We start from the raw sequence: 21834 nt of genomic DNA, 5'->3' as shown, positions 1-21834 counted from the left end.
AAGGCCCGCACGGTGGTACCGGCGGGCCTTTCGGTGCTGCTGTCCGTCGGGCTCAGACGGTCTCGGGGAGCTCCTCGAGCCCCTCGGCGACCAGCTTCGCCAGCCGGTCCAGGGCGGCCTCCGCGCCCTCGGCGTCGGAGGCGAGGACGATCTCCTCGCCACCCTGGGCGCCGAGGCCGAGGACGGCCAGCATGGAGGCCGCGTTGACGGGGGACCCGTCGGCCTTGGCGATCGTCACCGGGACGCCTGTGGCCGTGGCGGCTCGGACGAAGATGGAGGCGGGGCGGGCGTGGAGACCCTCGGCCCAGCCGACGTTGACGCGGCGCTCAGCCATGTGATGCTGCCCTTCAGGTGTTCAGAGGCGTTGAAGTTGTCTAGACCAGTCTTGTCTAGACCAGTTTCCCACATCGTGAAGCAAGCCGGGACGACCGCGTGCGCCGTCCCGTGCGGTGCTCGGACCGCGGCCTCGGTCCGAGCCGGTGTTCCCCCACAGACTGCCCCGCGCCGTTGTCGTACGCGAGCCGTACTCTGGGGCCCATGCAGACCTCGTCGGACCGGCACGAGTACCCCGCCCACTGGGAAGCCGACGTGGTGCTGCGCGACGGCGGCACCGCGCGCGTCCGCCCCATCACCGTCGATGACGCCGAGCGCCTGGTCAGCTTCTACGAGCAGGTGTCCGACGAGTCGAAGTACTACCGCTTCTTCGCGCCGTACCCGCGCCTGTCCGCCAAGGACGTCCACCGCTTCACGCACCACGACTTTGTGGACCGGGTGGGACTCGCGGCCACCATCGGCGGCGAGTTCATCGCCACCGTACGCTACGACCGGATCGGGGCCGGCGGAACACCCGCCACCTCCCCGGCCGACGAGGCCGAGGTCGCCTTCCTCGTCCAGGACGCCCACCAGGGCCGCGGCGTCGCCTCCGCGCTCCTGGAGCACATCGCCGCCGTCGCGCGCGAGCGGGGCATCCGCCGCTTCGCCGCCGAGGTGCTGCCCGCCAACAACAAGATGATCAAAGTCTTCATGGACGCCGGGTACACCCAGAAGCGCAGCTTCGAGGACGGCGTGGTCCGCCTGGAGTTCGATCTCGAACCCACCGACCGCTCGCTCGCCGTGCAGTACGCGCGCGAGCACCGCGCGGAGGCGCGCTCCGTCCAGCGCCTGCTCCAGCCCGGCTCGGTCGCGGTCGTCGGCACCGGCCGCACCCCGGGCGGCGTCGGCCGCAGCATCCTCGACAACATCCGGGACGCGGGGTACACGGGCCGCCTGTACGCCGTGAACAGGGCCTTCCCCGAGGACCAGAAGGAACTCGACGGGGTCACGGCGTGCCGCTCCGTGCGCGACATCGACGGGCCCGTCGACCTCGCCGTCGTCACCGTGCCCGCCGAACACGTCCCCGACGTCGTCACCGAGTGCGGCGAGCACGGGGTGCAGGGGCTGGTCGTGATCACCGCCGGTTACGCCGACAGCGGCCCCGAGGGACGCGAACGCCAGCGCGCCCTCGTGCGGCACGCGCGCACGTACGGCATGCGCATCATCGGGCCCAACGCCTTCGGGATCATCAACACCTCCCCGGACGTACGGCTCAACGCCTCCCTCGCGCCCGAGATGCCGCGCCCCGGCCGGATCGGCCTGTTCGCCCAGTCCGGCGCCATCGGCATCGCCCTGCTCTCCCGGCTGCACCGGCGCGGCGGCGGGGTCACCGGCGTCACCGGCGTGTCCACCTTCGTCTCCTCCGGCAACCGCGCCGACGTCTCGGGCAACGACGTCCTCCAGTACTGGTACGACGACCCGCGGACCGACGTCGCGCTGATGTACCTGGAGTCCATCGGCAACCCGCGCAAGTTCACCCGCCTGGCCCGGCGCACCGCCGCCGCCAAGCCCCTGGTCGTGGTGCAGGGAGCCAGGCACGGCGGCGTGGCGCCCCAGGGTCACGCCGTCCGGGCGACCCGGCTGCCGCACGCGACGGTCTCCGCGCTGCTGCGGCAGGCCGGCGTGATCCGGGTCGAGACCATCACCGACCTGGTCGACGCGGGGCTGCTCCTCGCCCGCCAGCCGCTGCCCGCCGGACCCAGGGTGGCCATCCTGGGCAACTCGGAGTCCCTGGGCCTGCTCACCTACGACGCCTGCCTCTCCGAGGGCCTGCGCCCGCAGCCCCCGCTGGACCTGACGACCGCCGCCTCGGCCGACGACTTCCACGCGGCCCTGGCCAGGGCCCTGGCCGACGACACGTGCGACGCGGTGGTGGTGACCGCCATCCCGACGGTGGGGGAGGGAGCGGCCGGGGACGCCGCGCTGGCGGAGGCGCTGCGCTCGGCGGCGGCCGCGGTCCCCACCAAGCCGGTACTCGTGGTCCACGTGGAGCTGGGCGGCCTGGCCGAGGCCCTGTCCGCCGCGACGAGCACCGCCCCCCACGCCGCTGCCGGACCCGCAGGCGAGCCCCCGGTCGCCCCGGTACCGCCGCCGTCCGCCGCCCCGGCCCCGGACGGGGCTCACCTCATCCCCGCCTACCCCGCCGCCGAGCGTGCCGTGCGCGCTCTCGGGGAGGCCGTCGCCTACGCGCAGTGGCGGCGCGACGCCGCCGACCCCGGCAAGGTGCCGGAGTACGAGGACATCGACGAGAAGGGCGCCGCCGAGCAGATAGCGGGGCACCTCGCGCGCGGGCAGGGGCTCACCCTCGGCAGCCGGGAGACCTGCGACCTGCTCGGCAGGTACGGCGTCCACGTCCACCGAGCCCTGCCCGCCCCCACCCCCGACGACGCCGCGGCCGCCGCACGGACCATCGGCTACCCCGTGGCGCTCAAGGCCACCGCCCCGCACCTGCGGCACCGCGCGGACCTGGGCGGCGTACGTCTCGACCTCGCGGACGAGGAGCAACTGCGGCGGGCCTACGCCGAACTGACCGAGCTGTTCGGGACGCCCGCGGAGCTGCGCCCGGTGGTGCAGGGGATGGCCCCGCGCGGTGTCGACACCGTCGTACGGGCGGTCATCGACCCGGCGGCCGGCGCGGTGCTCTCCTTCGGCCTCGCCGGTGCCGCCACCCAGCTGCTCGGCGACATGGCGCACCGGCTGATTCCGGTCACCGACCGGGACGCGACCTCGCTCATCCGCTCCATCCGCACGGCGCCCCTCCTCTTCGGCTGGCGCGGCTCCGCCCCCGTCGACGCCGCCGCTCTGGAGGAGCTGCTGCTGCGGGTCTCCCGGCTGGTCGACGACCACCCGGAGGTCGTCGCGGTCACCCTGGAACCGGTCGTGGTCGCCCCGCACGGCCTGAGCGTCCTCGGCGCGTCCGTCCGCCTGGCACCCCCTCCCGTCCGCGACGACCTGGGCCCACGGACCCTGCCGGCCTACTGACCCACCCACGTCCCCCGACGGGTGCCGCAGGAGCGTCCCTCGCAGTCAGCGGGTCCCCGTAGGATGGACGGCATGGCCAAGACCAGTACGACGACCCAGGGGCTGCGAGCGGCGATCGAGCGCAGCGGCTACTACCCGGCCCTCGTGGCCGAGGCGGTGGAAGCCGCCGTGGGCGGCGAGCCCGTGCGGTCGTACCTGGTCCATCAGGAGACGACGTTCGACCAGAACGAGGTGCGCCGGCACGTGACCGTGCTGGTCCTCACCGGCAACCGCTTCATCGTCAGCCACACCGACGAGCAGGCCGCCGACGACACCTCCCCGACGCCGTACGCCACGACGTCCACGGAGTCCGTCAAGCTCGGCCGGATCTCGTCCATCGTCGTCAGCCGCGTCGTCGCCAACCCGGAGCAGTACAAGCCGGGCACCCTGCCCCGCGAGATCGTGCTGACCATCGGCTGGGGCGCCGTCTCCCGCCTCGACCTGGAGCCCGCCGCGTGCGGCGACCCCAACTGCGAGGCCGACCACGGCTACACGGGCAGCTCGACGGCCGACGACCTCAGCCTGCGCGTCAGCGAGGCCGGGGACGGGCCCGAGACGGTGCGCCAGGCGCTCACCTTCGCCCAGGCCCTCTCCGAGGCGACCGCGGACTCCACCCGCTGATGGTGCAGCACACCGCCTGGGACACCCACCCGGAGCCGCTCCCCGTCGACTCCGCTCCCGTACCCGAGTACGGCAGCGGATCCCTCGCCGACCTGCTGCCCACCCTGGCCGCCGGCCTCGGCGTCCCCGGCATGACCGCGGGGATCACCGAGCTGACCCCCGCCGACCGCAACTGCGTCTTCCTGATCGACGGCCTCGGCTGGGAGCAGCTGCGCGCGCACCCCGACGACGCGCCCTTCCTGAGTTCCCTCCTGGACAGCTCGCGCGGCGGCACCGGACGCCCGATCACCGCCGGCTACCCGGCGACCACGGCCACCTCCCTCGCCTCCGTCGGCACCGGACTGCCGCCGGGCGCCCACGGTCTGCCGGGCTACACGGTGCGCGACCCCGCGACCGGTGCCCTGATGAACCAGCTGCGCTGGCAGCCGTGGACCGCGCCCGGCCCCTGGCAGCCGTATCCGACCGTCTTCGGCCTCGCCCACGAGGCCGGGGTGCACGCCGCCCAGGTCTCCTCGCCCACCTTCGCCAACACCCCGCTGACCAAGGTCGCGCTCAGCGGCGGCGAGTTCCACGGACGGCTGTCCGGCGAGGACCGGATGGACTGCGCCGCCCAGCAACTGGCCCGCGCCGACCGCGCCCTCGTCTACACCTACTACGCCGAGGTCGACGGCGCGGGCCACCGCTTCGGCGTCGACTCCGACACCTGGCGCGGCCAGCTCGCGCACGTCGACCGGCTCGTCCAGCGCCTCGCCGAGCAGCTGCCCCCGCGCAGCGCCCTGTACGTCACCGCCGACCACGGCATGGTCGACGTGGCGTTCGACGAGGACCACCGCATCGACTTCGACGAGGACTGGGAGCTGAAGGCGGGCGTCGCCCTCCTCGGCGGCGAGGGCCGCGCCCGCCACGTCTACGCCGTCCCCGGCGCCCAGAGCGACGTGCTGACCTGCTGGCGCGAGGTGCTCGGCGAGCAGTTCTGGGTGGCCTCCCGGGACCAGGCGATCGAGGCGGGCTGGTTCGGTCCCCGCATCGACGACCGGGTGTACGGCCGTATCGGCGATGTGGTCGCCGCGGCGCGCGACGACGTCCTGCTCATCGCCTCCGAGCGGGAGCCCAAGGAGTCGGCGATGGTCGGCAACCACGGTTCCATGACCCCCGCCGAGCAGCTCGTCCCGCTGCTCGAAGTACGCTCCTGACCCGCTCACGTCCGCTCACGTCTGCCCGATGCCGAAAGGTGCCCCACCCCTCATGCCCGAGCTGGTGTTCTTCTCCGGAACGATGGACTGCGGGAAGTCGACACTGGCTCTCCAGATCGAGCACAACCGCTCGGCGCGCGGACTGGCCGGCATGATCTTCACCCGCGACGACCGCGCGGGCGAGGGCAAGCTCTCCTCCCGCCTCGGCCTCGTCACCGACGCGGTGGAGGTCGCGGACGGCCAGGACCTGTACGCCCACGTCGTCGACCACCTCTCGCAGGGCGGCCGCGTGGACTACGTGATCGCGGACGAGGCGCAGTTCCTCGCCCCGGACCAGATCGACCAGCTCGCGCGCGTGGTGGACGACCTCGACGTCGACGTCTACGCCTTCGGCATCACCACCGACTTCCGCTCCAAGCTCTTCCCCGGCTCCCAGCGCCTGGTGGAACTCGCCGACCGCGTCGAGGTGCTCCAGGTCGAGGCCCTGTGCTGGTGCGGCGCCCGCGCCACGCACAACGCCCGCACGGTCGGCGGCGTCATGGTCGTCGAGGGCGCCCAGGTGGTCGTCGGCGACGTCGCCCAGTCCGCCGACGAGATCGGCTACGAGGTGCTGTGCCGCCGCCACCACCGCAGGCGGATGACGAGTGCCACGGCGCGGGCGGCGGCGCTGTCGCCGGACGTGCTGCCGGTCACCGCCACGTGAGTGCCGGGACCGGCGCGCGCGAGCCCTGATCAGCCGATGGGCTCGGCCACGACGAGCTGGAACCGCTCGAAGGCCAGCTGCACGGTGTTGTGCCGGGCGTCGACGGTACCGAGAGAAGTGCCGCTGAACGGGTCGGTCAGGCGGTACCTGCCGCGGCCCAGACCCCGCAACTCGACGGCGCCGTCCCACCGCTGGGCGTAGAAGGCGTAGTGCAGCGCCGCTCCCTTGGCCACCGCATGGGCCTCGGGCTTGTCGAAGCCGATGTCGTACAGCTCGCCCCGGTACTCGCCGGTGGTCAGCATGTTCTGCTCGTACAGGTCCAGCCACCGGCGCCAGAGAGTTTCTCGCTCCGGCGTGAGCACGATCGCGTCGTCGGGGCCCGCGGGGTAGGTGAACTTCGTCGACAGGACGGCTCCCACACCGTAGCTGGAGGCGAAGTCGTCGCCACCGTCGCTCAGTTCGACGTGGTCGCCCGAGTAGCTGCTGCCCCGGCCCATCAGCGCCTTCATCGTCTTGCCCTTCGTCCGGACCTGGTACGACGAGAGCGGGTCCGAGCTCGGGTACTGGTCGACGTAGGGCAGGTTGTGGAAGGCGAAGGCGGTGCCGCAGGGGCACAGCTCGACCACGGCGTCGCGGTTGGCCTCGTGAGCGGCCTCGTACACCGCCTTCCAGAACCGCGCGAGTCCCTCCGTCGACTCCTCGGGGCGGGCATGCCCGTGCGCCGGGTTGTAGCAGGGGGTGACGGCGTTGAGGTGCTGGCCGTCGATCTTGAGCCCTTCGTACCCCCAGTCGCCGATGAACCGCTTCACCTGCCCGACGAAGTAGTCCACCGTCGGCCGGTACGCCGGGCACAGCGTCCAGGCGTCCCACCAGCTCACTCGCTGCTTGTTGCCCTCGCGGTCCAGCAGCAGCATGTCGGAGTGGTTCTCGTACAGGTCGCTCCCGGGGTCCGCCGCCAGCGGAGCCCACCACAGGCGCGGTCGCAGCCCGGCGTCCCGGATCTGCCGCGTGAAGGCCCGCATGTCCGCAGCGCCCCGCGGGAACTTCCGCGGGTCCAGCTCCCAGTCGCCCTCGTTGGTCTGCCAGCCGTCGTCGAGCACCGCCCACTTGAGACCGACCTCCCGCACCTTGGGGAGCGTTCCGACCACCTGCTCGACGGTGAAGTCGCGCTCGTACCCCCAGGCGCACCACATGGGTTCCAGGGCCGGCCCGGGCGTCTCGGGGGCCTGCTGGCCGACGTCGCCCATGTAGTCGCGGTAGCGCTGGAGCGGCACGAAGTGGTCGCCCGGCAGGGCGGTCAGGAACGTGGTGTCGGTGGTCAGGCGCCGGCCCGGCCCCAGGGTGACGGGGGTGTCGCCCTCGACGGCGAGGCTCGCTCCGCCGGCCGTCCTGCGGACCGGCAGGCGCAGCATCCTGGCCACCGGTTCGACATGCCCGACGGAGAGACCGGCGCCCGGCCGCCACACGGACGCCACGGGGGTGCCGCCGCCGTAGTCGGAGGCGTCCATGCCCAGCGAGTTCCGCTGGACGAATTCGTCCGTCATCGGCTGCACCCAGTCGCGGCGGTCCTCGTACGTAGTGCCCGAGAAGGTGTAGAAGCCGGCCGGGCTTTCGAGGAGTTCGTGGGCTCCGCTGCGCCACCCCGTGACCGCCAGCGGGCTCCCGGTCCCGTTGGTGTAGGTCACCTTCATCACGATCATTCCGGTCAGGCGCCGGAAGGAGGTCAGCTCCACCGTCTTGCGCACGCCGGTCGCGGACTCGCCCCAGAGGGTCACCCTGACGCCCGCGCCGTGCCGGTGGTGCCTGGTCCTGCGGGTCCGGTGCCCGCCGTAGGCGAACTCGTCGATCGCCCCGTCGCCCACGAGCAGGGCCTCACCGGCGTCGAAGCGCGTGATGTCGACGCCCTCCAACGCCACCCGGCTGCGCAGCCGGTCGTCGAACTCCAGGGTGATGGAGGTGTCGCCGACCCCGACGAGGTCGGGCCCGCGGTGCGGTGCGGCGGCCGCGGGTGCGGCGCCCTGTGCCACGGTGGGGAGGGCGGCCAGGCCGGCACCCCCCAGCGCCACCTTCAGCACGCTGCGCCGGTTCACATCCGTCATGTCGTTCTCTCTCTCGGAGCAGGGTCTGGTCTGCAACCGGCTCCTCGAACGGAGTCGGGACACCCGTGAGGGTGACGAGGCACCATCGGGCTCTGGGTGGCCTGCATCGAGAACGTAAGTGGTATGCAATTGGCATGTCAATGGTTCAACGGTCTGTCACGGACCGGGAGTTCACCACGCGCCCCCGGGGAGTGAGAGCTCCGGGTGCCTGCGCGGGCGGTCGAACCGGTACGCTTCTGGTATGACCGAAGCGAGTACGCCGATGCCCAGGGGCCTCTTCGCCGACGACGCCCTCCCGCTGTACGAGCGCACGGCCGCGCGGCTCCTCGACGACCTGCGTACCGCCGCCGCCCGCCCCGGCGACCGGCTGCCCTCCGAGCGGGCCATGGTCGCCAGGTACGCCGTGTCGCGCGTGACCCTGCGGGCCGCCCTCGCCCAGCTGGAGGCGCGCGGCATCGTGCGGCCGTCGTCGTCACGCGGGTGGTTCGTCGCCGAGCCAGGTCTCTTCCCGGATGCGGCGTCGGCGCCCGCCTCGACCGTCCCCCAGGTCCAGGGATTCGCCGACTACGCCGAGGCCAACGGCCTGACGACGGCCAGCAAGGTGCTCTCGGCCACCGTTCGCCCGGCCACGGTGGCGGAGGCGGAGCAGCTGCGGATCGCCCCGGGCGCCGACCTCTTCGACCTCCACCGGCTGCGCTTCCTGGACGGCCTGCTGGTCGTGCTGGAGCACAACCGGCTGCCCCTGTCGGCCTGCCCGGCCCTGGCCGACACCGACTTCAGCACCGCCTCGCTGTACGCCACCCTGCGCGCCGCCGATCCGCCGCAGCTTCCCCGGGTCGCCGACTACTCGGTCGAAGCCCGCCACCCGACGGCACGGGAGATGGAGCTGCTCGAGATCGGCGCCACCATGCCGATGCTGGTCGCGACCCAGCTGACCTCCAACCAGGACGCCCGCCCGATCGAACTGACCGTCCAGGTCTACCGGGGGGACCGCTACCGGTTCCGGGCCTCCATCACCAACCAGACCTGAACGAGCCGGCACCGGCCGGATGTGACCGGACGCGACCGGACACGAACGAGTCCGAACGGTGCCGTACAACCCAGCCGTACAACCCTGCCCGAGCCGGGCGTCGCAGTGGCCGACGCCCGGCTCGTCGCCGTTGCGCCCACTGGTCCCGCCGGGTCCCGCTGGTGCCACCGTCCTTGGCCCTACTGGCCCTACTGGCCCTACTGGCCCTACTGGACATGATGAGATACCAGAAGCAGACCAATGGAGCCTATTGACGGCCAAAACTAAGACCAGTAACGTTCCGCTTGAGCTTCGGGCCATCGCGGCAAACAGGCTCAAACTGCACTTCAGTAAGGGGTTGGCCATGCAGAGTCCGTTGGACGAGGTCGTCCGGAACCAGAAGGCCGGACGGCCACAGGGCATCACCTCCGTGTGTTCCGCCCATCCGCTGGTCATCGAAGCCGCTGTGGTGCAGGCACGCGAGACCGGTGGTCCGGTACTGGTGGAGGCGACCTCGAACCAGGTCGACCAGTACGGCGGATACACGGGTATGCGGCCCGGCGACTTCCGCGACCTCGTGCACGGCATCGCGACGGCGTGTGGTCTGCCACTGGACCGCGTGATCCTCGGCGGCGACCACCTCGGACCGAACCGGTGGCAGTCCCTGCCGCCCGACGAGGCGATGGAGCAGGCCGAAGCCCTGGTGGCGGCCTACGCGGCGGCCGGCTTCACCAAGATCCACCTGGATTGCAGCTTCGCCTGCGCCGGCGACCCCGTACCGCTGACCGACGACGTGGTCGCCGAACGCGCCGCGCGCCTGATCCGGGTGGCCGAGGACACGGTGGGTCCCGGGCGGGCGGCGCGGATCCGGTATGTGATCGGCACCGAGGTGCCCACCCCCGGCGGCGCGCACGAGACGCTCGGCGCTCTCGTGCCCACCACGCCCGAGGCGGCGCGCACGACGTTGGAGCAGCACCGCAAGGCGTTCGCCCGGCACGGCATCGACGGTGTCTGGCCACGCGTCATGGGCCTGGTGGTGCAGCCGGCCGTGGAGTTCGACCACCTGCGGGTCGTCGACTACCGGCGGGAGCCGACCGAGGAGCTGCGCAAGGTCCTCGACGACGAGCCCACCATGGTCTTCGAGGCCCACTCGACCGACTACCAGACCGCCGAGGCACTCACCGAGCTGGTCGAGGACCACTGGGCGGTTCTCAAGGTGGGCCCCGGGTTGACCTTCGCCCTGCGCGAGGCGCTGTTCGCCCTCGCCGCGATCGAGGACGAGCTGGTGCCGGCCGGCGAGCGGTCACGGCTCGCCGAGGTCGTCGAGCGCCGGATGCTCGCCGAGCCCGCCCAGTGGGAGGGCTACTACCCGGGCACCGACGCCGAGCAGCGCCTCGCCCGCCGCTACAGCTACAGCGACCGGATGCGCTACTACTGGCCGGACCCCGAGATCGAAGCGGCCCAGGCCCGGCTGCTGGCCAACCTCTCGGCCGCGGTCGTCCCGCTGCCGCTCCTCAGCGCCCACCTCCCGCTCCAGTACGCCCGCGTCCGCCGCGGTGAGCTGGCCGCCCGCCCGCGCGAGCTGGCCGTGGACCACGTCCGCGACGTCCTGCGCGACTACGACCACGCCACCGGCACGAACCGCGACCAGAACCCCCGGCAGAACCAGAACCAGAAGCAGAACCAGAAGGAGTACGTGTGACCACGCCCTCCGGCACGCTGCCCGTCGACGACAGCGCTGTCCACACCGTCCGCGAGATCGCCCAGCAGCCCGCCCTGTGGCGGGAGGTCGACCGGATCGTCGCCGCCTCCCGGGAAGCGCTGGACGCGTTCCTGCACCCGCTCACGGCGCGCGGTGACCTGCGCGTGGTCCTCACCGGGGCCGGCACCTCCGCGTTCGCCGGCCAGGTGCTCGCGCCGGCCCTGTCCCGGCGCCTGGGACGGCGCGTCGACGCGGTTTCCACCACGGACCTCGTGGCCGACCCCCGCGGTTGCCTCGCCGAGGACCTGCCCACGCTGCTGGTCTCGTTCGCGAGGTCGGGTGACAGCCCGGAGTCCGTGGCCGCCACCGCCCTGGCGGACCAGGTCCTCTCCGAGGTGCACCACCTCGTGATCACCTGCAACGAGCAGGGCCGCCTGGCACGCGAACACGCCGCGCGGCCGCAGTCCCACGTGCTGCTGATGCCCGCCGCGTCCAACGACCGCGGTTTCGCCATGACGTCGAGCTTCACGTGCATGACGCTCGCGGCCCTGCTCGCGCTGGGCGGGGACGCCTACGACGGGATCGCCGGACGCCTGGCCCGGGCGGCGGAGTCGATCATCGAGGAGGGCGCCGCCGACCGCACCGCCGGTGCCCTGGTGGACCGTGCGCCCGAACGCATCGTCTTCCTCGGCAGCGGCCCGCTGAAGGGCCTCGCCGCGGAGTCGGCGCTGAAGGTGCTGGAGCTGACCGGCGGGACGCTCATGGCCGTACCGGAATCCTCGCTGGGTTTCCGGCACGGTCCCAAGGCGGTGCTCAACGAACGCTCGGTGGCGGTGGTGTACGTGTCGAACGACCCCTACACCCGCCAGTACGACCACGACATCCTCGCGGAGCTGCGCGGCAACCTTCCCGCCGGCAGCGTCGTCGCGGTCTCCGCGGAGACCGGCGCCGCGGCGGAGGGCGCCGACGCCTGGCCGCTGCCGGGCCTCGACGACGTCGAGGACGCCGCCCTGGCCCTGCCCGCCGTGGTGTACGCCCAGCTCATCGCCCTCCGTGCTTCCCGGGCCCGGGGCCTGCGACCCGACAACCCCTTCCCCTCGGGTGAGGTCAACCGCGTGGTGCAGGGCGTGATCCTGCACTCACTGAACAACTGATCGAAGGCGGCGACGGCGCGGATCGAGGGCGCCGGACGGAGGTACGACGATGTTCCTGGGTGTCGACGGCGGCGGTACGAAAACCGCATTCTGTCTGGTCGACCGGTCCGGACAAGTGGTGGCGCGCGCCCAGGCGGCGAGTTCGTACTACTTCTCCCACGGTATCGAGCTGGTCGAACGTGTTCTGAAGGAAGGTGTCGACGCTGTCTGCGCCGCGGCTGAACTGGCCCCGGCCGACATCGAGTACGCCTTCTTCGGCCTGCCCGGCTACGGGGAGGCGGCCCACGACGTGCCCGTCCTCGACGCGACACCGCGAGCGGTGCTCGGGCACGACCGCTACGGCTGCGACAACGACATGGTCTGCGGCTGGGCGGGTTCGCTCGGCGCGGTCGACGGCATCAACGTCATCAGCGGCACCGGCTCGATGACGTACGGCGAGCGGCTCGGCCGGGGCGTACGCATCGGCGGCTGGAGCGAGACGTTCGGCGACGAGGGATCGGCGTACTGGATCGCGGTCCGCGGCCTCAACGCCTTCTCCCGGATGAGCGACGGACGGCTCCCCGAGGGCCCCCTGGCCGACGTGTTCCGCACCGGACTCGGTCTGGAGTCGGACCTCGACGTCATCGACGTGGTCCACAACCGGTGGCAGGGAGACCGGGGCCGGATCGCCGCGCTCAGCCGCTCGGTGGCCGAGGCGGCCGCACTGGGCGACGAGACCGCCGCGTCGATCCTCGCCGAGGCGGGCCGCGAACTCGCCCTCCTCGTGGACGTCACCCGCGAACGCCTGGGCTTCGGCCCGGACGAGACCGTGCCCGTCTCCTACTCGGGCGGCACCTTCGGCGCCGCCCCGGTCCTGGAGACGTTCACCGCCGGGCTGCGCGGCCGCTTCACCGGCTACGCGTTGCGGCACCCCCTGTACGAGCCCGTCGTGGGCGCCGCCCTGTACGCGGCGAAACTCGCCGGCACCCCGCTCGACCGGCCGGCGCTCGACGCGCTGCGCCGGACCTCCGGGGCCCCTGCCTCAGGAGAGGACGAAGAATGAAGAACGGCACAAGAAGCTGGATCCTGTACGCGTCGCTGCTGGTCCTGTTCTGGGGTGTGTGGGGCGCCTTCTCCAGCGAGCCGAACAGCAGGTACGGCTACCCCAACGAGATGATCTACATCATCTGGGCCTTCACGATGCTCATCCCCGCGTTCTTCGCGATGCGCGGCAACACGTTCGACCGCAGGCCGGTCGCCGCGATGTACGGGCTGATCGCTGGACTGACCGGGGCCGGCGGCCAACTGCTGCTCTTCCAGGCGCTCTCCGACGGTCCGGCGTACCTGATCTTCCCCCTGGTGTCGCTCTCCCCGGTGATCACCGTGCTCATGGCGACGGTGCTGCTGCGGGAGCGGATCACCCGGCTCGCCGTCGTGGGCGTGGTCGCGGCGCTGGTGGCGATCGTCCTGCTCAGCATCCCCAGCGGCGGCGACGACTCGGACTCGCACGGGCCGTGGCTGCTGATCGCCATCCTGGTGTGCGTCGCCTGGGGCGTGCAGGCGTTCTGCATGCGCAAGGCCGCGCTCGTCGGCGTCAACGACGCGACGACCTTCGGGTGGATGACCATCAGCGGACTCCTCCTGGTTCCGGTGGCGTTCGCACTCATGGGCGGTCTCCCGTCCGGGGCCCCCTGGCAGGCACCGGCGCTCACCGCGGTCACCCAGGTCCTCAACGCCGTCGGCGCGCTGTTCCTGGTCATGGCGTTCAGCCGGGGCAAGGCCACCGTCGTCGCCCCCGTCACCAACGCCCTCGCCCCGGTACTGACCATCGTGCTGTCCCTGGCGGTCTACCAGACGCTGCCCAGCGTGTGGGGCACCCTGGGCATCGTGCTGGCCCTCGCGGGCTCCACCCTGATGGTCTACAGCGACGAGAAGAGCGGCGAGAGTCCCGTGGCACCGGGAGCCGCGGACAACGACGTGAGTCCCGTCGGCCGGTAGTCCCGCAGGCCCCTTCATCCCGGCCGGCCGGTGCGGACGGCCATCGCCCCGCACCGGCCGGCCCGACCGCCCGTCGAAGCAACACGAAAGCGAGGGGGAAGACCCCATGCCCCTGGTCCCCACGCGCGAACTCGTCTCGGCGGCCGCGGCCGCCGGCCGGGCCGTCGCGGCGTTCAACGTCATCACGCTGGAACACGCCGAGGCGATCACCACCGGTGCCGCCGCCGCGGGCGCCCCGGTGATCCTGCAAATCAGCGAGAACGCCGTACGGTTCCACGGCGGCCGGGTCGAGCCGATCGCGCGGGCCGCGGCCGAGGTCGCCAAGGCCGAAGACGTCGACGTCGCACTGCACCTGGACCATGTGACGGACATGGGACTGCTGCGGACGGCGGCCGACGCGGGCTTCTCCTCCGCGATGTTCGACGCCGGGGCGCAGCCCTACGCCGAGAACCTGGCCGCCACCCGCGCCGCCGCGCAGTGGGCCCACGGCGCGGGCCTGTGGCTGGAGGCCGAACTCGGGTACGTGGGTGGCAAACCGGACGCGCCCGCGAGCGCCCACGCCGCCGGGGTGCGCACCGATCCGGCGGAGGCGGCACGCTATGTGGCGGACACCGGCGTGGACGCGCTGGCCGTCGCCGTGGGCAGCAGCCACGCGATGACCGAACGCTCCGCGTCCCTGGACCACGCGCTGATCGGACGACTGCGGGAGGCCGTGCCCGTTCCCCTGGTCCTGCACGGTTCGTCGGGCGTCGGGGACGACGAACTGCGGCGAGCGGTCCGGGCGGGCATCGTGAAGATCAACGTCGGTACCGCCCTCAACATCGCCTTCACGGGCGCGGTCCGCGAGACGCTGGCGGCGCGCCCCGACCTGACCGACCCCCGCCCCTACGTCGCCCGGGGCCGGGAGACGATGGCGGAGACGGTACGTGTCCTGCTCGGGGTGGTCGGCGGCTGAGCGGCGCCGACGCGACCGCCGCACGCACCGGCTGCCCCGAGTGCCGCGTCACCGCTCCGCGTGCAGCAAGGTGAACCGCGCGCCCTCGGGGTCCGCCACCGTCGCCGCCCGGCCGTGGGGCGTGTCCCGGGCCGGGTCGAGGACGTGCCCGCCCAGGTCGACGAGGCGCGCCACGGACTCGTCCGTGTCGGCCACCTCGAAGTACGTCATCCAGTGCGGACCCCGGTCGCGCGGCAGTGCGTCGCCGAGGCCCTGGACACCGGCGACGGGGCGGCCGTCGAGGCGCAGGGTGACGTGGTCGCGGCCGGTGGAGGTCTCCGGACCCGGCTCGAAGCCGAAGACCGTCTCGTAGAACTTGGCGACGTTCGCCGTCTCGTAGGTCAGCAGTTCGTTCCAGGCCGGCGTGCCGGGCAGACCGGTGACGGCCGTGCCCAGGTGTGCGGCCGCCTGCCAGATGCCGAAGACGGCGCCGGCGGGGTCGGAGCCGAGGGCCATGCGGCCCGCCTCGCCCGCGTCCAGTGGACCGACGCCGACCGTGCCACCGCACAGGCGCACCGTCTCGGCCGTCCGGTTGACGTCGTCCGAGGCGAAGTACGGCGTCCAGGCGGTGGGCAGTTGCCGGTCCGGGGGCAGCTGCCCGATACCGGCCACCTCGCGCCCGTCGAGCAGGGCCCGCGCGTACGGGCCCAGTTGCTGGGGGCCTGGCCGGAACTCCCAGCCGAACAGGGCGCCGTAGAAGTCGTGGGTGGCGGCAGGCCCGTGCACCATGAGACTCACCCAGCAGGGTGTGCCGGGCGCGCGCCGGGCGTTCGTTTCGCCGATCCGGCTGTCCGATCCCCGTGCGTCGGTCATCGTCACCCTCTTCTCGGCCCTCCGCGGGCCGTGCGTCCGCTTCCGCTCCCACGGGCCTCGGCACCGACACCGGCACCGGGTTCCGGTGCGTGGTTCGGGCGAGCTCGCGCTCGTGGGGCAGCCCGCCTGCCCGGGCAGTACAGCATGTGCCCGAACCCGTACGCCTCGTGATCGGTACTGTCCGGCGGGCAGAGTAGCCCGACATCGACGCCTCGGCCACTCGGTACGTCAGGATGGGGCCATGAACGCCATCATCTCCGCACCCGGGCTCGTCGACGAACTGGCGGGCGCCACCCCGCCCGTCCTGCTGGACGTCCGCTGGCAACTGAGCACGGCGAGGGCGGCCGGAGCCCCGCCGTTCGACGGCCGCGCCGAGTACGCCGCCGGGCATCTTCCCGGTGCCGTCTACGTCGACCTGGACAGGGAGCTGGCCTCGGCGCCCGGTGCGAACGGCCGGCACCCGCTGCCCGACGTCGGGGAGTTCGGTGCGGCGATGCGCCGGGCGGGCGTGTCGCAGGCGCGGCCGGTCGTCGTCTACGACGGCGGACAGGGGTGGGCGGCGGCCCGCGCCTGGTGGCTGCTGCGCTGGACGGGTCACCCGAACGTGCGGGTCCTCGACGGCGGGTTGCCGTCCTGGGAGGCGCCGCTGTCGACGGACGTTCCGACGCCCGAGGAGGGCGACTTCGCACCGGTGCCGGGTGCGCCGGGGCTGCTGGACGCGGACGGGGCCGCCGCGCTGGCCCGGTCCGGAGTGCTGCTCGACGCCCGCGCGGGGGAGCGCTACCGGGGCGAGGTCGAACCGATCGATCCGGTCGGCGGCCACATCCCGGGCGCGCTCTCCGCGCCGACGACCGACAACGTCGCCCCGGACGGGCGCTTCCGGCCCGCGGAGGAACTCCGCGCACGCTTCGAGTCCCTGGGTGCCACGGAGGACGGCGCGGTCGGCGTGTACTGCGGCTCGGGCGTGTCGGGTGCCCACGAGGTGCTCGCGCTGGCGGTCGCGGGTATCCCGGCGGCGCTGTACGTGGGTTCGTGGTCCGAGTGGTCGTCGGACCCGGCCCGACCCGTCGCGGTGGGGCCGGACCCGCAGTAGGGCAGAGGTCGGAGCCGGCCGGAGGACATGGGGCGGCGCGGGCAGGAGGACGGCGGTCGGGGCCGGCCGGAGGACAGCGGTCGGGGCCGCACCCGCGCGGGTGCGGCCCCGACCTCGTGCACGTCGTCCGGTCGTCCGACCAGGACTCGCTAGTCCTGCTTCTTGCGCCGTGTTCCGAACACGATCTCGTCCCAGCTGGGCACCGCCGCGCGGCGGCCCGGCCGGACGCCGTCGGCCTCGGCCTGGCGGTCGGTGGAGCCGGTGAGACGGTCGCGGTGGCTGGCCACCGAGCGCGGCATGAGCACGTCGGCGTAGGCGGAACCGGCCGACGCCGCGGGGGCGGGCGGCTCCTCGACCTCGGGTTCCTCGACGGGCTCGTCCACCGGCTCCGGAGCACGCTCGGGCACCACCAGGTCGCCGCGGAAGCTCGGCACGGCCTCCAGCAGACTGGTGAGCGAGTCGCGTTCCCGCTCGGCCGAGGCGGTGGCCGCGGTGTCCTCGGCCGGCTCGGCCGGCGGCGGGGGCAGGCTCGGCCGCTCCCGCTGCTCCCGGTCGAGGGTGCGGTCCAGCGGCCGGTCGCGGGGCAGCCGGGCGATGCGCGGCACGAACGGGAAGCTGGGCTCGGGCGCGGCGAGGTCGTCGGACTCGCCGATCAGCGCGCGTGCCTCCGCGTCGACGGCCTGGACGAGCCGCCGGGGCGGGTCGTACGTCCAGCTCGCCGAGTGCGGTTCGCCCGCGACCAGGTAGACCAGCAGTACTTCCCAGGTGCCGTCGTCGCGGCGCCAGGAGTCCCACTGGACGGTGTCCTTGTCGGCGCCGCGCAGCAGCAGCCGCTCCTGGACGGCCTCGCCGAGGGGCGGCCCGGAGTTCTCGCCGGGGCGGCGGACGGGGGTCTTGCGGGCCCGCTCCGCCATGAAGGCGCGCTCGGCCAGCACGGGGCCCTCGAAGCGCCGTACGCGGTCGACGGGGATGCCGGCCATCTGGGCGACCTCTTCCGCGGTCGCGCCGGCTCGTATACGTGCCTGGATGTCGCGGGGGCGGAGATGGCTCTCCACCTCGATCTCGATCTGGCCGAGACGCGGACGGTCGCCGCGCACGGCGGCCCGGAGCCGCTCGTCGATCGGAAGCGTGTACTCCGTGCTGTCCGCAGCCTTCAGCACCAGCCGTGTGCCGTCATTCGAGACGGCCACGACACGCAGTTCGGGCATGGGGACCTCCCGGGTGGTGCCTGCCGACGTCACGTGCGTCGCTGCTTCCGCTCTGTCGAGTGTGGCCTGCCCGGGTGCAGCCTGCCACAACCTTGCCGAGTTGCCCGGCGTGTCGGGCGCGGGCCCTGGATCGCCGTTATGGCACGGTTACCTATTCGCAACGCTAAGTGACCAACTCCGTCACCCTGTGCAACTAGCCCCCTCCCGGCGGTCCTTCAAGGTGCCGGACCCCCAGTCGGGAGACCGGCTCCAGGGCTCGCAACAGTACTCCATTCGGGCCACGTGCGTGGATTGGCACGCCGCCCAACTTCTGGCAAGAGGTGGCGCCAGGCCGTCCCTGGCGCGATTTCCGCGATCTTGGACGTGGCGTACTTCACGCAATCACCAGAAACGGAACTAATGGTTTCGGCCGCACGTCCCTTTCTCGTGCAGTTGATCGATCCCGTACGGGAAAGGCAGGCAAGGTCCGACCATGCACGAAAGGTCCGATGACGCAGGTGAGGCGGACGTGCGTTCCAAGGGGGAGTCCAGGCGCATCGACCTGAGCGTGCCCCAGGTCGCGGGCAGCGCCCTGGCCGCGGTGGTGGCCGCCAAACTCGCCTCCTCCTTCGGTGTCTACGGCACGATCGCCGGCGCCGGTCTGATCAGTGTCGTCGCCACCTGCGGGGGCTCGGTGCTCCAGCACTTCTTCAAGCGGACCGGGGAGCAGATCCGGGTGAAGCGCACGGTCGCCGGGGTGCGGACCGGCGGGCGGACCGCGTCGGTTCCGGCGGCCGTAACGCCCCCGGCCTCGGGCGACTTCACCGAGGGCACCGTCTACCGCGCCCGGAGCAGGGGCTGGCGCCGCCCACTGGTCGCGGCGGCCCTGGTCTTCGGCGTCACCATGGCCGGGATCACGGTGTACGAGGTCGCCTCCGGTCAGAACCTGAGCGGCGGCCGCAGCACCACCGTCGGCAGCGCCTTCACCGGCCACGGCAAGTCGTCGGGCGGTTCGGGGGAGTCGGGCGATTCCGGCGATTCCGGCGGCTCGCAGGACGCGCCGGACGGCCGGGACCCGGGCGGCTCCGGTGACTCGGGCGGCGCCCAGGACTCCGGCACGGGGGACGACGCCCCGGCCTCCACCCCCTCCGGGAGCCCGGACGGCGCCGGTGAGAGCCCGTCGGAGGGCGGCGGTTCCACGGCGGACGGCGGTACGGCGTCCAGTCCGGCGCCCGCCCCGGACGCCACCGGCGACGAGGGCACGGGCGCCACCGACGCGCCCGGCCCGGACGCCTCGGCTACGGCCCCAGAACCCGGCGCAAGTAGTCGTTCTGGAACCGGCGCTCCGGGTCAAGACGGTCCCGCAGCGCCGTGAACTCGCCGAAGCGCGGATACACCCCGGAGAGGTAATCGGCGTCCCGGGTGTGCACCTTGCCCCAGTGCGGCCGGCCCTCGTGCGCCGTGAAGATGCGCTCGGCGGCGGTGAAGTACGCCTGGTAGGGCGTGCCCCGGAACATGTGCACGGCGACGTACGCGCTGTCGCGGCCCGACGCGGTGGACAGCGTGATGTCGTCGGCCGGGGCCGTGCGCACCTCGACCGGGAAGCTGATCCGCAGCCGTGACCGGTCGACCATCGCCCTCAGTTCGCGCAGCACCTCGACGACGGCCTCGCGCGGAACGGCGTACTCCATCTCCACGAACCGCACCCGGCGCGGGGAAGTGAAGACCTTGTAGGGAGTGTCCGTGTACGTCCGCGCGGAGAGCGCCCTGCTGGAGATCCGGGCGATCGACGGAATGGTGGCGGGTGCCGCGCGGCCGACCCAGTTGACCGCCTGGAAGAGGCCGTTGGAGAGGAACTCGTCGTCCAGCCAGCCCTTGAACCGGCCCACCGGCCGCTCCGGACCGGCACTGCGGTTGTTGCGCTTGGTGTTGGTGCTGTTGGTGTGCGGGAACCAGTAGAACTCGAAGTGCTCGTTCTCGGACCACAGGGCGTCGAAGTCGGCCAGGACCCGGTCGAACGGCATCGGTTCCTCGCGGGCGGTCAGCAGGAAGACCGGCTCCACGGCGAAGGTGATCGCGGTGACGACGCCCAGCGTTCCGAGGCCGATCCGGGCGGCGGCGAACACCTCGGGGTTCTCGTCCGCGGAGCAGGTCAGCACCGAACCGTCCGCCGTGACCAGTTCCAGGCCCCGGATCTGGGCGGCGATCGAGGCCGAGTCGCGGCCCGTTCCGTGGGTGCCGGTGCTGGTGGCCCCGGAGACGGTCTGCTCCATGATGTCGCCCATGTTGGTCAGCGACAGGCCCTCACGCGCGAGCGCCATGTTGAGCCTCTTGAGCGGGGTGCCCGCCTCGACGGTGACCGTCATGGCGTCGCGATCGATGCGGCGGATACCCGTCAACAGTTGAGGGCGGATCAACACACCGTCCGTCGCGGCTATCGAGGTGAACGAGTGCCCGGTGCCGACCGCCTTGATTCGCAGGCCGTCCTCGGCCGCCCGGCGGACGGCGTCGGCCAGTTCGTCCACGGAGGCGGGAGCGACCTCCCGCGCGGGGCGCGCCGAGACGTTGCCGCCCCAGTTACGCCATGTGCCGTTCCGGCCGCTCGTCCTGCCGCTCGCCGTGCGTGTGCTGCTCAACGGTCCCTCCCCGACGCGGTTCCGGCCGCTTGAGCCGGCGGTACCCGAGGAAACCGACCGCGACCGCGACGGCCCCGGCCACCGCCGGAACCCCGTACCCCGCGCGCGCCCCGGAGGTGTCGACCACCCAGCCGCCCGCGGAGGAGCCGAGCGCGACCCCGACCGCGAGTCCGGTACTCACCCAGGTCATGCCCTCGGTGAGCTGCGTGCGTGGTACGTGCTCTTCGATGAGGGACATCGTCGTGATCATCGTGGGAGCGATGGACAGACCCGCAACGAACAGCGCCGCGGCCAGAAACGGCAAGTTTCCGACCAGTAGGAGGGGGATCATACTCACGGCCATCGCACACACGCCCAGAAGCCAGCGGCGTTCCGGCGGCCCGGCGAAGCGCAGCAGCCCGAAGATCATGGCCGCCGTGCACGAGCCCGCCGCGTAGAGGGCGAGGACGAGGCTGGCGGCGGCCTTGTGCCCCTCCTCCTCGGCGAACGCCACGGTGACGACGTCGATGGCCCCGAAGATCGTCCCCGTGGCCGCGAACGTGCCGACCAGGACCTGGAGCCCCCGGGAGCGCAGCGCCGTGCCGCCGCCCTGGTGCTCGCGTGGGTGCGGCTCCGGCTCGGTGGCGCGCTGCGAGGTCAGCCAGAAGACGCCGGTCGCCAGGAAGCAGGCGGCGAGCAGCGGGCCGGCCTCCGGGAACCAGGCCGTGGACAGGCCGATGGAGATGATCGGGCCGAAGATGAAACAGATCTCGTCCACCACGGACTCGAAGGAGTACGCGGTGTGCAGTTGCGGCGTGCCCCGGTACAGGGCCGCCCAGCGGGCCCGGACCATCGCCCCGAGGCTCGGCACGCAGCCGATGCCGACACAGGCCACGAACAGCACCCAGTCCGGCCATCCGTAGTGCGCCGCGGGCAGCAGGACCGCCGCCGCGGTCAGCGACACCAGCGTCGCCGGGCGCAGCACCCGGCGCTGCCCGTACCGGTCGACCAGACGTGAGACCTGCGGGCCGGCCACGGCGGCGGCGAGTGCGATGGTGGCGGACAGCGCACCGGCCAGTCCGTACCGCCCGGTGAGCTGGGAGATCATCGTCACCACGCCGATGCCCATCATCGACAGCGGCATCCGGCCGAGGAAACCCGCGGCGGAGAAGCCCTTGGTGCCGGGGAGGGCGAACAGGGCGCGGTAGGGGCTGGCCAACGAGGTCTCCGGAAGCGGCTCGGTCACGAGTTAGTAAGGTGCGAATGCAGTCGATACAGCTT

Annotated in this window: 18 protein-coding genes; 12 read left to right on the top strand and 6 right to left on the bottom strand. The window is 72.7% G+C overall.

Annotated elements, in window-relative coordinates; all coding sequences use genetic code 11:
• Positions 1-52: 52 nt before the first annotated feature.
• Positions 53-334 carry an HPr family phosphocarrier protein gene (locus B9W62_RS09750; protein ID WP_007445064.1) on the bottom strand — a complete coding sequence of 94 codons (282 nt, stop codon included), beginning with the start codon at positions 332-334 and terminating at the stop codon, positions 53-55.
• Between the two features lie 203 nt (positions 335-537).
• Here B9W62_RS09750 and B9W62_RS09740 point away from each other — a divergent pair, with 203 nt between their 5' ends.
• From B9W62_RS09740 to B9W62_RS09725, 4 genes are all read left to right on the top strand, one after another.
• Positions 538-3354: a bifunctional acetate--CoA ligase family protein/GNAT family N-acetyltransferase gene (locus B9W62_RS09740; protein WP_087806801.1), complete on the top strand. Its 2817-nt coding sequence runs from the start codon at positions 538-540 to the stop codon at positions 3352-3354.
• Positions 3355-3417: 63 nt separating this feature from the next.
• Entirely contained in the window at positions 3418-4014 is a 597-nt protein-coding gene (locus B9W62_RS09735) for a DUF5998 family protein (RefSeq protein ID WP_161378460.1), read from the top strand.
• Positions 4014-5207, top strand: coding sequence for an alkaline phosphatase family protein (locus tag B9W62_RS09730; protein ID WP_087806800.1), 1194 nt, complete (start codon positions 4014-4016; stop codon positions 5205-5207). The genes B9W62_RS09735 and B9W62_RS09730 overlap by 1 nt, the downstream gene beginning before the upstream one ends.
• A 52-nt stretch (positions 5208-5259) precedes the next feature.
• Positions 5260-5910, top strand: a complete 651-nt coding sequence (locus B9W62_RS09725; RefSeq protein ID WP_087806799.1) for a thymidine kinase — start codon at positions 5260-5262, stop codon at positions 5908-5910.
• 29 nt (positions 5911-5939) lie between these two features.
• Here B9W62_RS09725 and B9W62_RS09720 read toward each other — a convergent pair whose 3' ends face one another.
• Positions 5940-8009, bottom strand: coding sequence for a glycoside hydrolase family 36 protein (locus tag B9W62_RS09720; RefSeq protein ID WP_087806798.1), 2070 nt, complete (start codon positions 8007-8009; stop codon positions 5940-5942).
• 241 nt (positions 8010-8250) lie between these two features.
• Here B9W62_RS09720 and B9W62_RS09715 point away from each other — a divergent pair, with 241 nt between their 5' ends.
• The 6 genes from B9W62_RS09715 to B9W62_RS09690 all read left to right on the top strand — a co-directional run bounded on the left by B9W62_RS09715 (position 8251) and on the right by B9W62_RS09690 (position 14806).
• Positions 8251-9039 carry a GntR family transcriptional regulator gene (locus B9W62_RS09715; protein WP_200838329.1) on the top strand — a complete coding sequence of 263 codons (789 nt, stop codon included), beginning with the start codon at positions 8251-8253 and terminating at the stop codon, positions 9037-9039.
• Positions 9040-9382: 343 nt separating this feature from the next.
• Entirely contained in the window at positions 9383-10720 is a 1338-nt protein-coding gene (locus B9W62_RS09710) for a D-tagatose-bisphosphate aldolase, class II, non-catalytic subunit (RefSeq protein WP_256976257.1), read from the top strand.
• On the top strand, positions 10717-11874 hold the full coding sequence (locus B9W62_RS09705; RefSeq protein WP_087806796.1) for an SIS domain-containing protein: 1158 nt from the start codon (positions 10717-10719) through the stop codon (positions 11872-11874). The genes B9W62_RS09710 and B9W62_RS09705 overlap by 4 nt, the downstream gene beginning before the upstream one ends.
• 49 nt (positions 11875-11923) lie before the next feature.
• A complete protein-coding gene (locus B9W62_RS09700; protein ID WP_087806795.1) occupies positions 11924-12916 on the top strand; it encodes an N-acetylglucosamine kinase in 993 nt (330 codons plus the stop codon).
• Positions 12913-13851 (top strand): DMT family transporter, encoded by a 939-nt coding sequence (locus tag B9W62_RS09695; RefSeq protein WP_087806794.1) that lies wholly within the window; start codon positions 12913-12915, stop codon positions 13849-13851. Before B9W62_RS09700 ends, B9W62_RS09695 begins: the two co-directional genes overlap by 4 nt.
• 106 nt (positions 13852-13957) lie before the next feature.
• Positions 13958-14806, top strand: a complete 849-nt coding sequence (locus tag B9W62_RS09690; RefSeq protein WP_087806793.1) for a class II fructose-bisphosphate aldolase — start codon at positions 13958-13960, stop codon at positions 14804-14806.
• Between the two features lie 48 nt (positions 14807-14854).
• On the opposite strand, the gene B9W62_RS09685 is transcribed toward B9W62_RS09690, so the two are convergent.
• On the bottom strand, positions 14855-15658 hold the full coding sequence (locus B9W62_RS09685) for a VOC family protein (RefSeq protein WP_087806792.1): 804 nt from the start codon (positions 15656-15658) through the stop codon (positions 14855-14857).
• A gap of 241 nt (positions 15659-15899) precedes the next feature.
• On the opposite strand from B9W62_RS09685, the gene B9W62_RS09680 reads away from it, so the two are divergent.
• The gene (locus B9W62_RS09680; protein WP_087806791.1) at positions 15900-16751 is read left to right on the top strand and encodes a sulfurtransferase; all 852 of its coding nucleotides are present in this window, start codon (positions 15900-15902) and stop codon (positions 16749-16751) included.
• 149 nt (positions 16752-16900) lie between these two features.
• Here the strand turns inward: B9W62_RS09680 and sepH are convergent, their stop codons facing one another.
• The gene (gene sepH, locus B9W62_RS09675; RefSeq protein ID WP_087806790.1) at positions 16901-17959 is read right to left on the bottom strand and encodes a septation protein SepH; all 1059 of its coding nucleotides are present in this window, start codon (positions 17957-17959) and stop codon (positions 16901-16903) included.
• A 472-nt stretch (positions 17960-18431) separates the two neighbouring features.
• On the opposite strand from sepH, the gene B9W62_RS09670 reads away from it, so the two are divergent.
• Complete coding sequence (locus B9W62_RS09670; protein ID WP_087806789.1) at positions 18432-19313, top strand: hypothetical protein; 882 nt, start codon at positions 18432-18434, stop codon at positions 19311-19313.
• Here B9W62_RS09670 and B9W62_RS09665 read toward each other — a convergent pair.
• The gene (locus B9W62_RS09665) at positions 19237-20574 is read right to left on the bottom strand and encodes a D-arabinono-1,4-lactone oxidase (protein ID WP_087806788.1); all 1338 of its coding nucleotides are present in this window, start codon (positions 20572-20574) and stop codon (positions 19237-19239) included. The two genes, B9W62_RS09670 and B9W62_RS09665, sit on opposite strands and share 77 nt — an antisense overlap.
• The gene (locus B9W62_RS09660; protein ID WP_087811836.1) at positions 20516-21772 is read right to left on the bottom strand and encodes an MFS transporter; all 1257 of its coding nucleotides are present in this window, start codon (positions 21770-21772) and stop codon (positions 20516-20518) included. The genes B9W62_RS09665 and B9W62_RS09660 overlap by 59 nt, the downstream gene beginning before the upstream one ends.
• Between the last annotated feature and the right edge of the window lie 62 nt (positions 21773-21834).

It is taken from the genome of Streptomyces sp. CS113, from assembly GCF_002188365.1.
Lineage (GTDB): Bacteria > Actinomycetota > Actinomycetes > Streptomycetales > Streptomycetaceae > Streptomyces > Streptomyces tendae.
Note: the sequence above shows the minus strand (reverse complement) of the source record. Positions and strands in the feature narration are given on the sequence as shown.

What these genes read in the sequence shown, in the direction of transcription:
- B9W62_RS09715 (WP_200838329.1), top strand. Translation starts at nt 8,251, where the DNA reads ATGACCGAAGCGAGTACGCCGATGCCCAGGGGCCTCTTCGCCGACGAC.
- B9W62_RS09740 (WP_087806801.1), top strand. Translation starts at nt 538, where the DNA reads ATGCAGACCTCGTCGGACCGGCACGAGTACCCCGCCCACTGGGAAGCC.
- B9W62_RS09680 (WP_087806791.1), top strand. Translation starts at nt 15,900, where the DNA reads ATGAACGCCATCATCTCCGCACCCGGGCTCGTCGACGAACTGGCGGGC.
- B9W62_RS09690 (WP_087806793.1), top strand. Translation starts at nt 13,958, where the DNA reads ATGCCCCTGGTCCCCACGCGCGAACTCGTCTCGGCGGCCGCGGCCGCC.
- B9W62_RS09750 (WP_007445064.1), bottom strand. Translation starts at nt 334, where the DNA reads ATGGCTGAGCGCCGCGTCAACGTCGGCTGGGCCGAGGGTCTCCACGCC.
- B9W62_RS09720 (WP_087806798.1), bottom strand. Translation starts at nt 8,009, where the DNA reads ATGACGGATGTGAACCGGCGCAGCGTGCTGAAGGTGGCGCTGGGGGGT.
- B9W62_RS09730 (WP_087806800.1), top strand. Translation starts at nt 4,014, where the DNA reads ATGGTGCAGCACACCGCCTGGGACACCCACCCGGAGCCGCTCCCCGTC.
- B9W62_RS09685 (WP_087806792.1), bottom strand. Translation starts at nt 15,658, where the DNA reads ATGACCGACGCACGGGGATCGGACAGCCGGATCGGCGAAACGAACGCC.
- B9W62_RS09710 (WP_256976257.1), top strand. Translation starts at nt 9,383, where the DNA reads ATGCAGAGTCCGTTGGACGAGGTCGTCCGGAACCAGAAGGCCGGACGG.
- B9W62_RS09700 (WP_087806795.1), top strand. Translation starts at nt 11,924, where the DNA reads ATGTTCCTGGGTGTCGACGGCGGCGGTACGAAAACCGCATTCTGTCTG.
- B9W62_RS09695 (WP_087806794.1), top strand. Translation starts at nt 12,913, where the DNA reads ATGAAGAACGGCACAAGAAGCTGGATCCTGTACGCGTCGCTGCTGGTC.
- sepH (WP_087806790.1), bottom strand. Translation starts at nt 17,959, where the DNA reads ATGCCCGAACTGCGTGTCGTGGCCGTCTCGAATGACGGCACACGGCTG.
- B9W62_RS09725 (WP_087806799.1), top strand. Translation starts at nt 5,260, where the DNA reads ATGCCCGAGCTGGTGTTCTTCTCCGGAACGATGGACTGCGGGAAGTCG.
- B9W62_RS09670 (WP_087806789.1), top strand. Translation starts at nt 18,432, where the DNA reads ATGCACGAAAGGTCCGATGACGCAGGTGAGGCGGACGTGCGTTCCAAG.
- B9W62_RS09735 (WP_161378460.1), top strand. Translation starts at nt 3,418, where the DNA reads ATGGACGGCATGGCCAAGACCAGTACGACGACCCAGGGGCTGCGAGCG.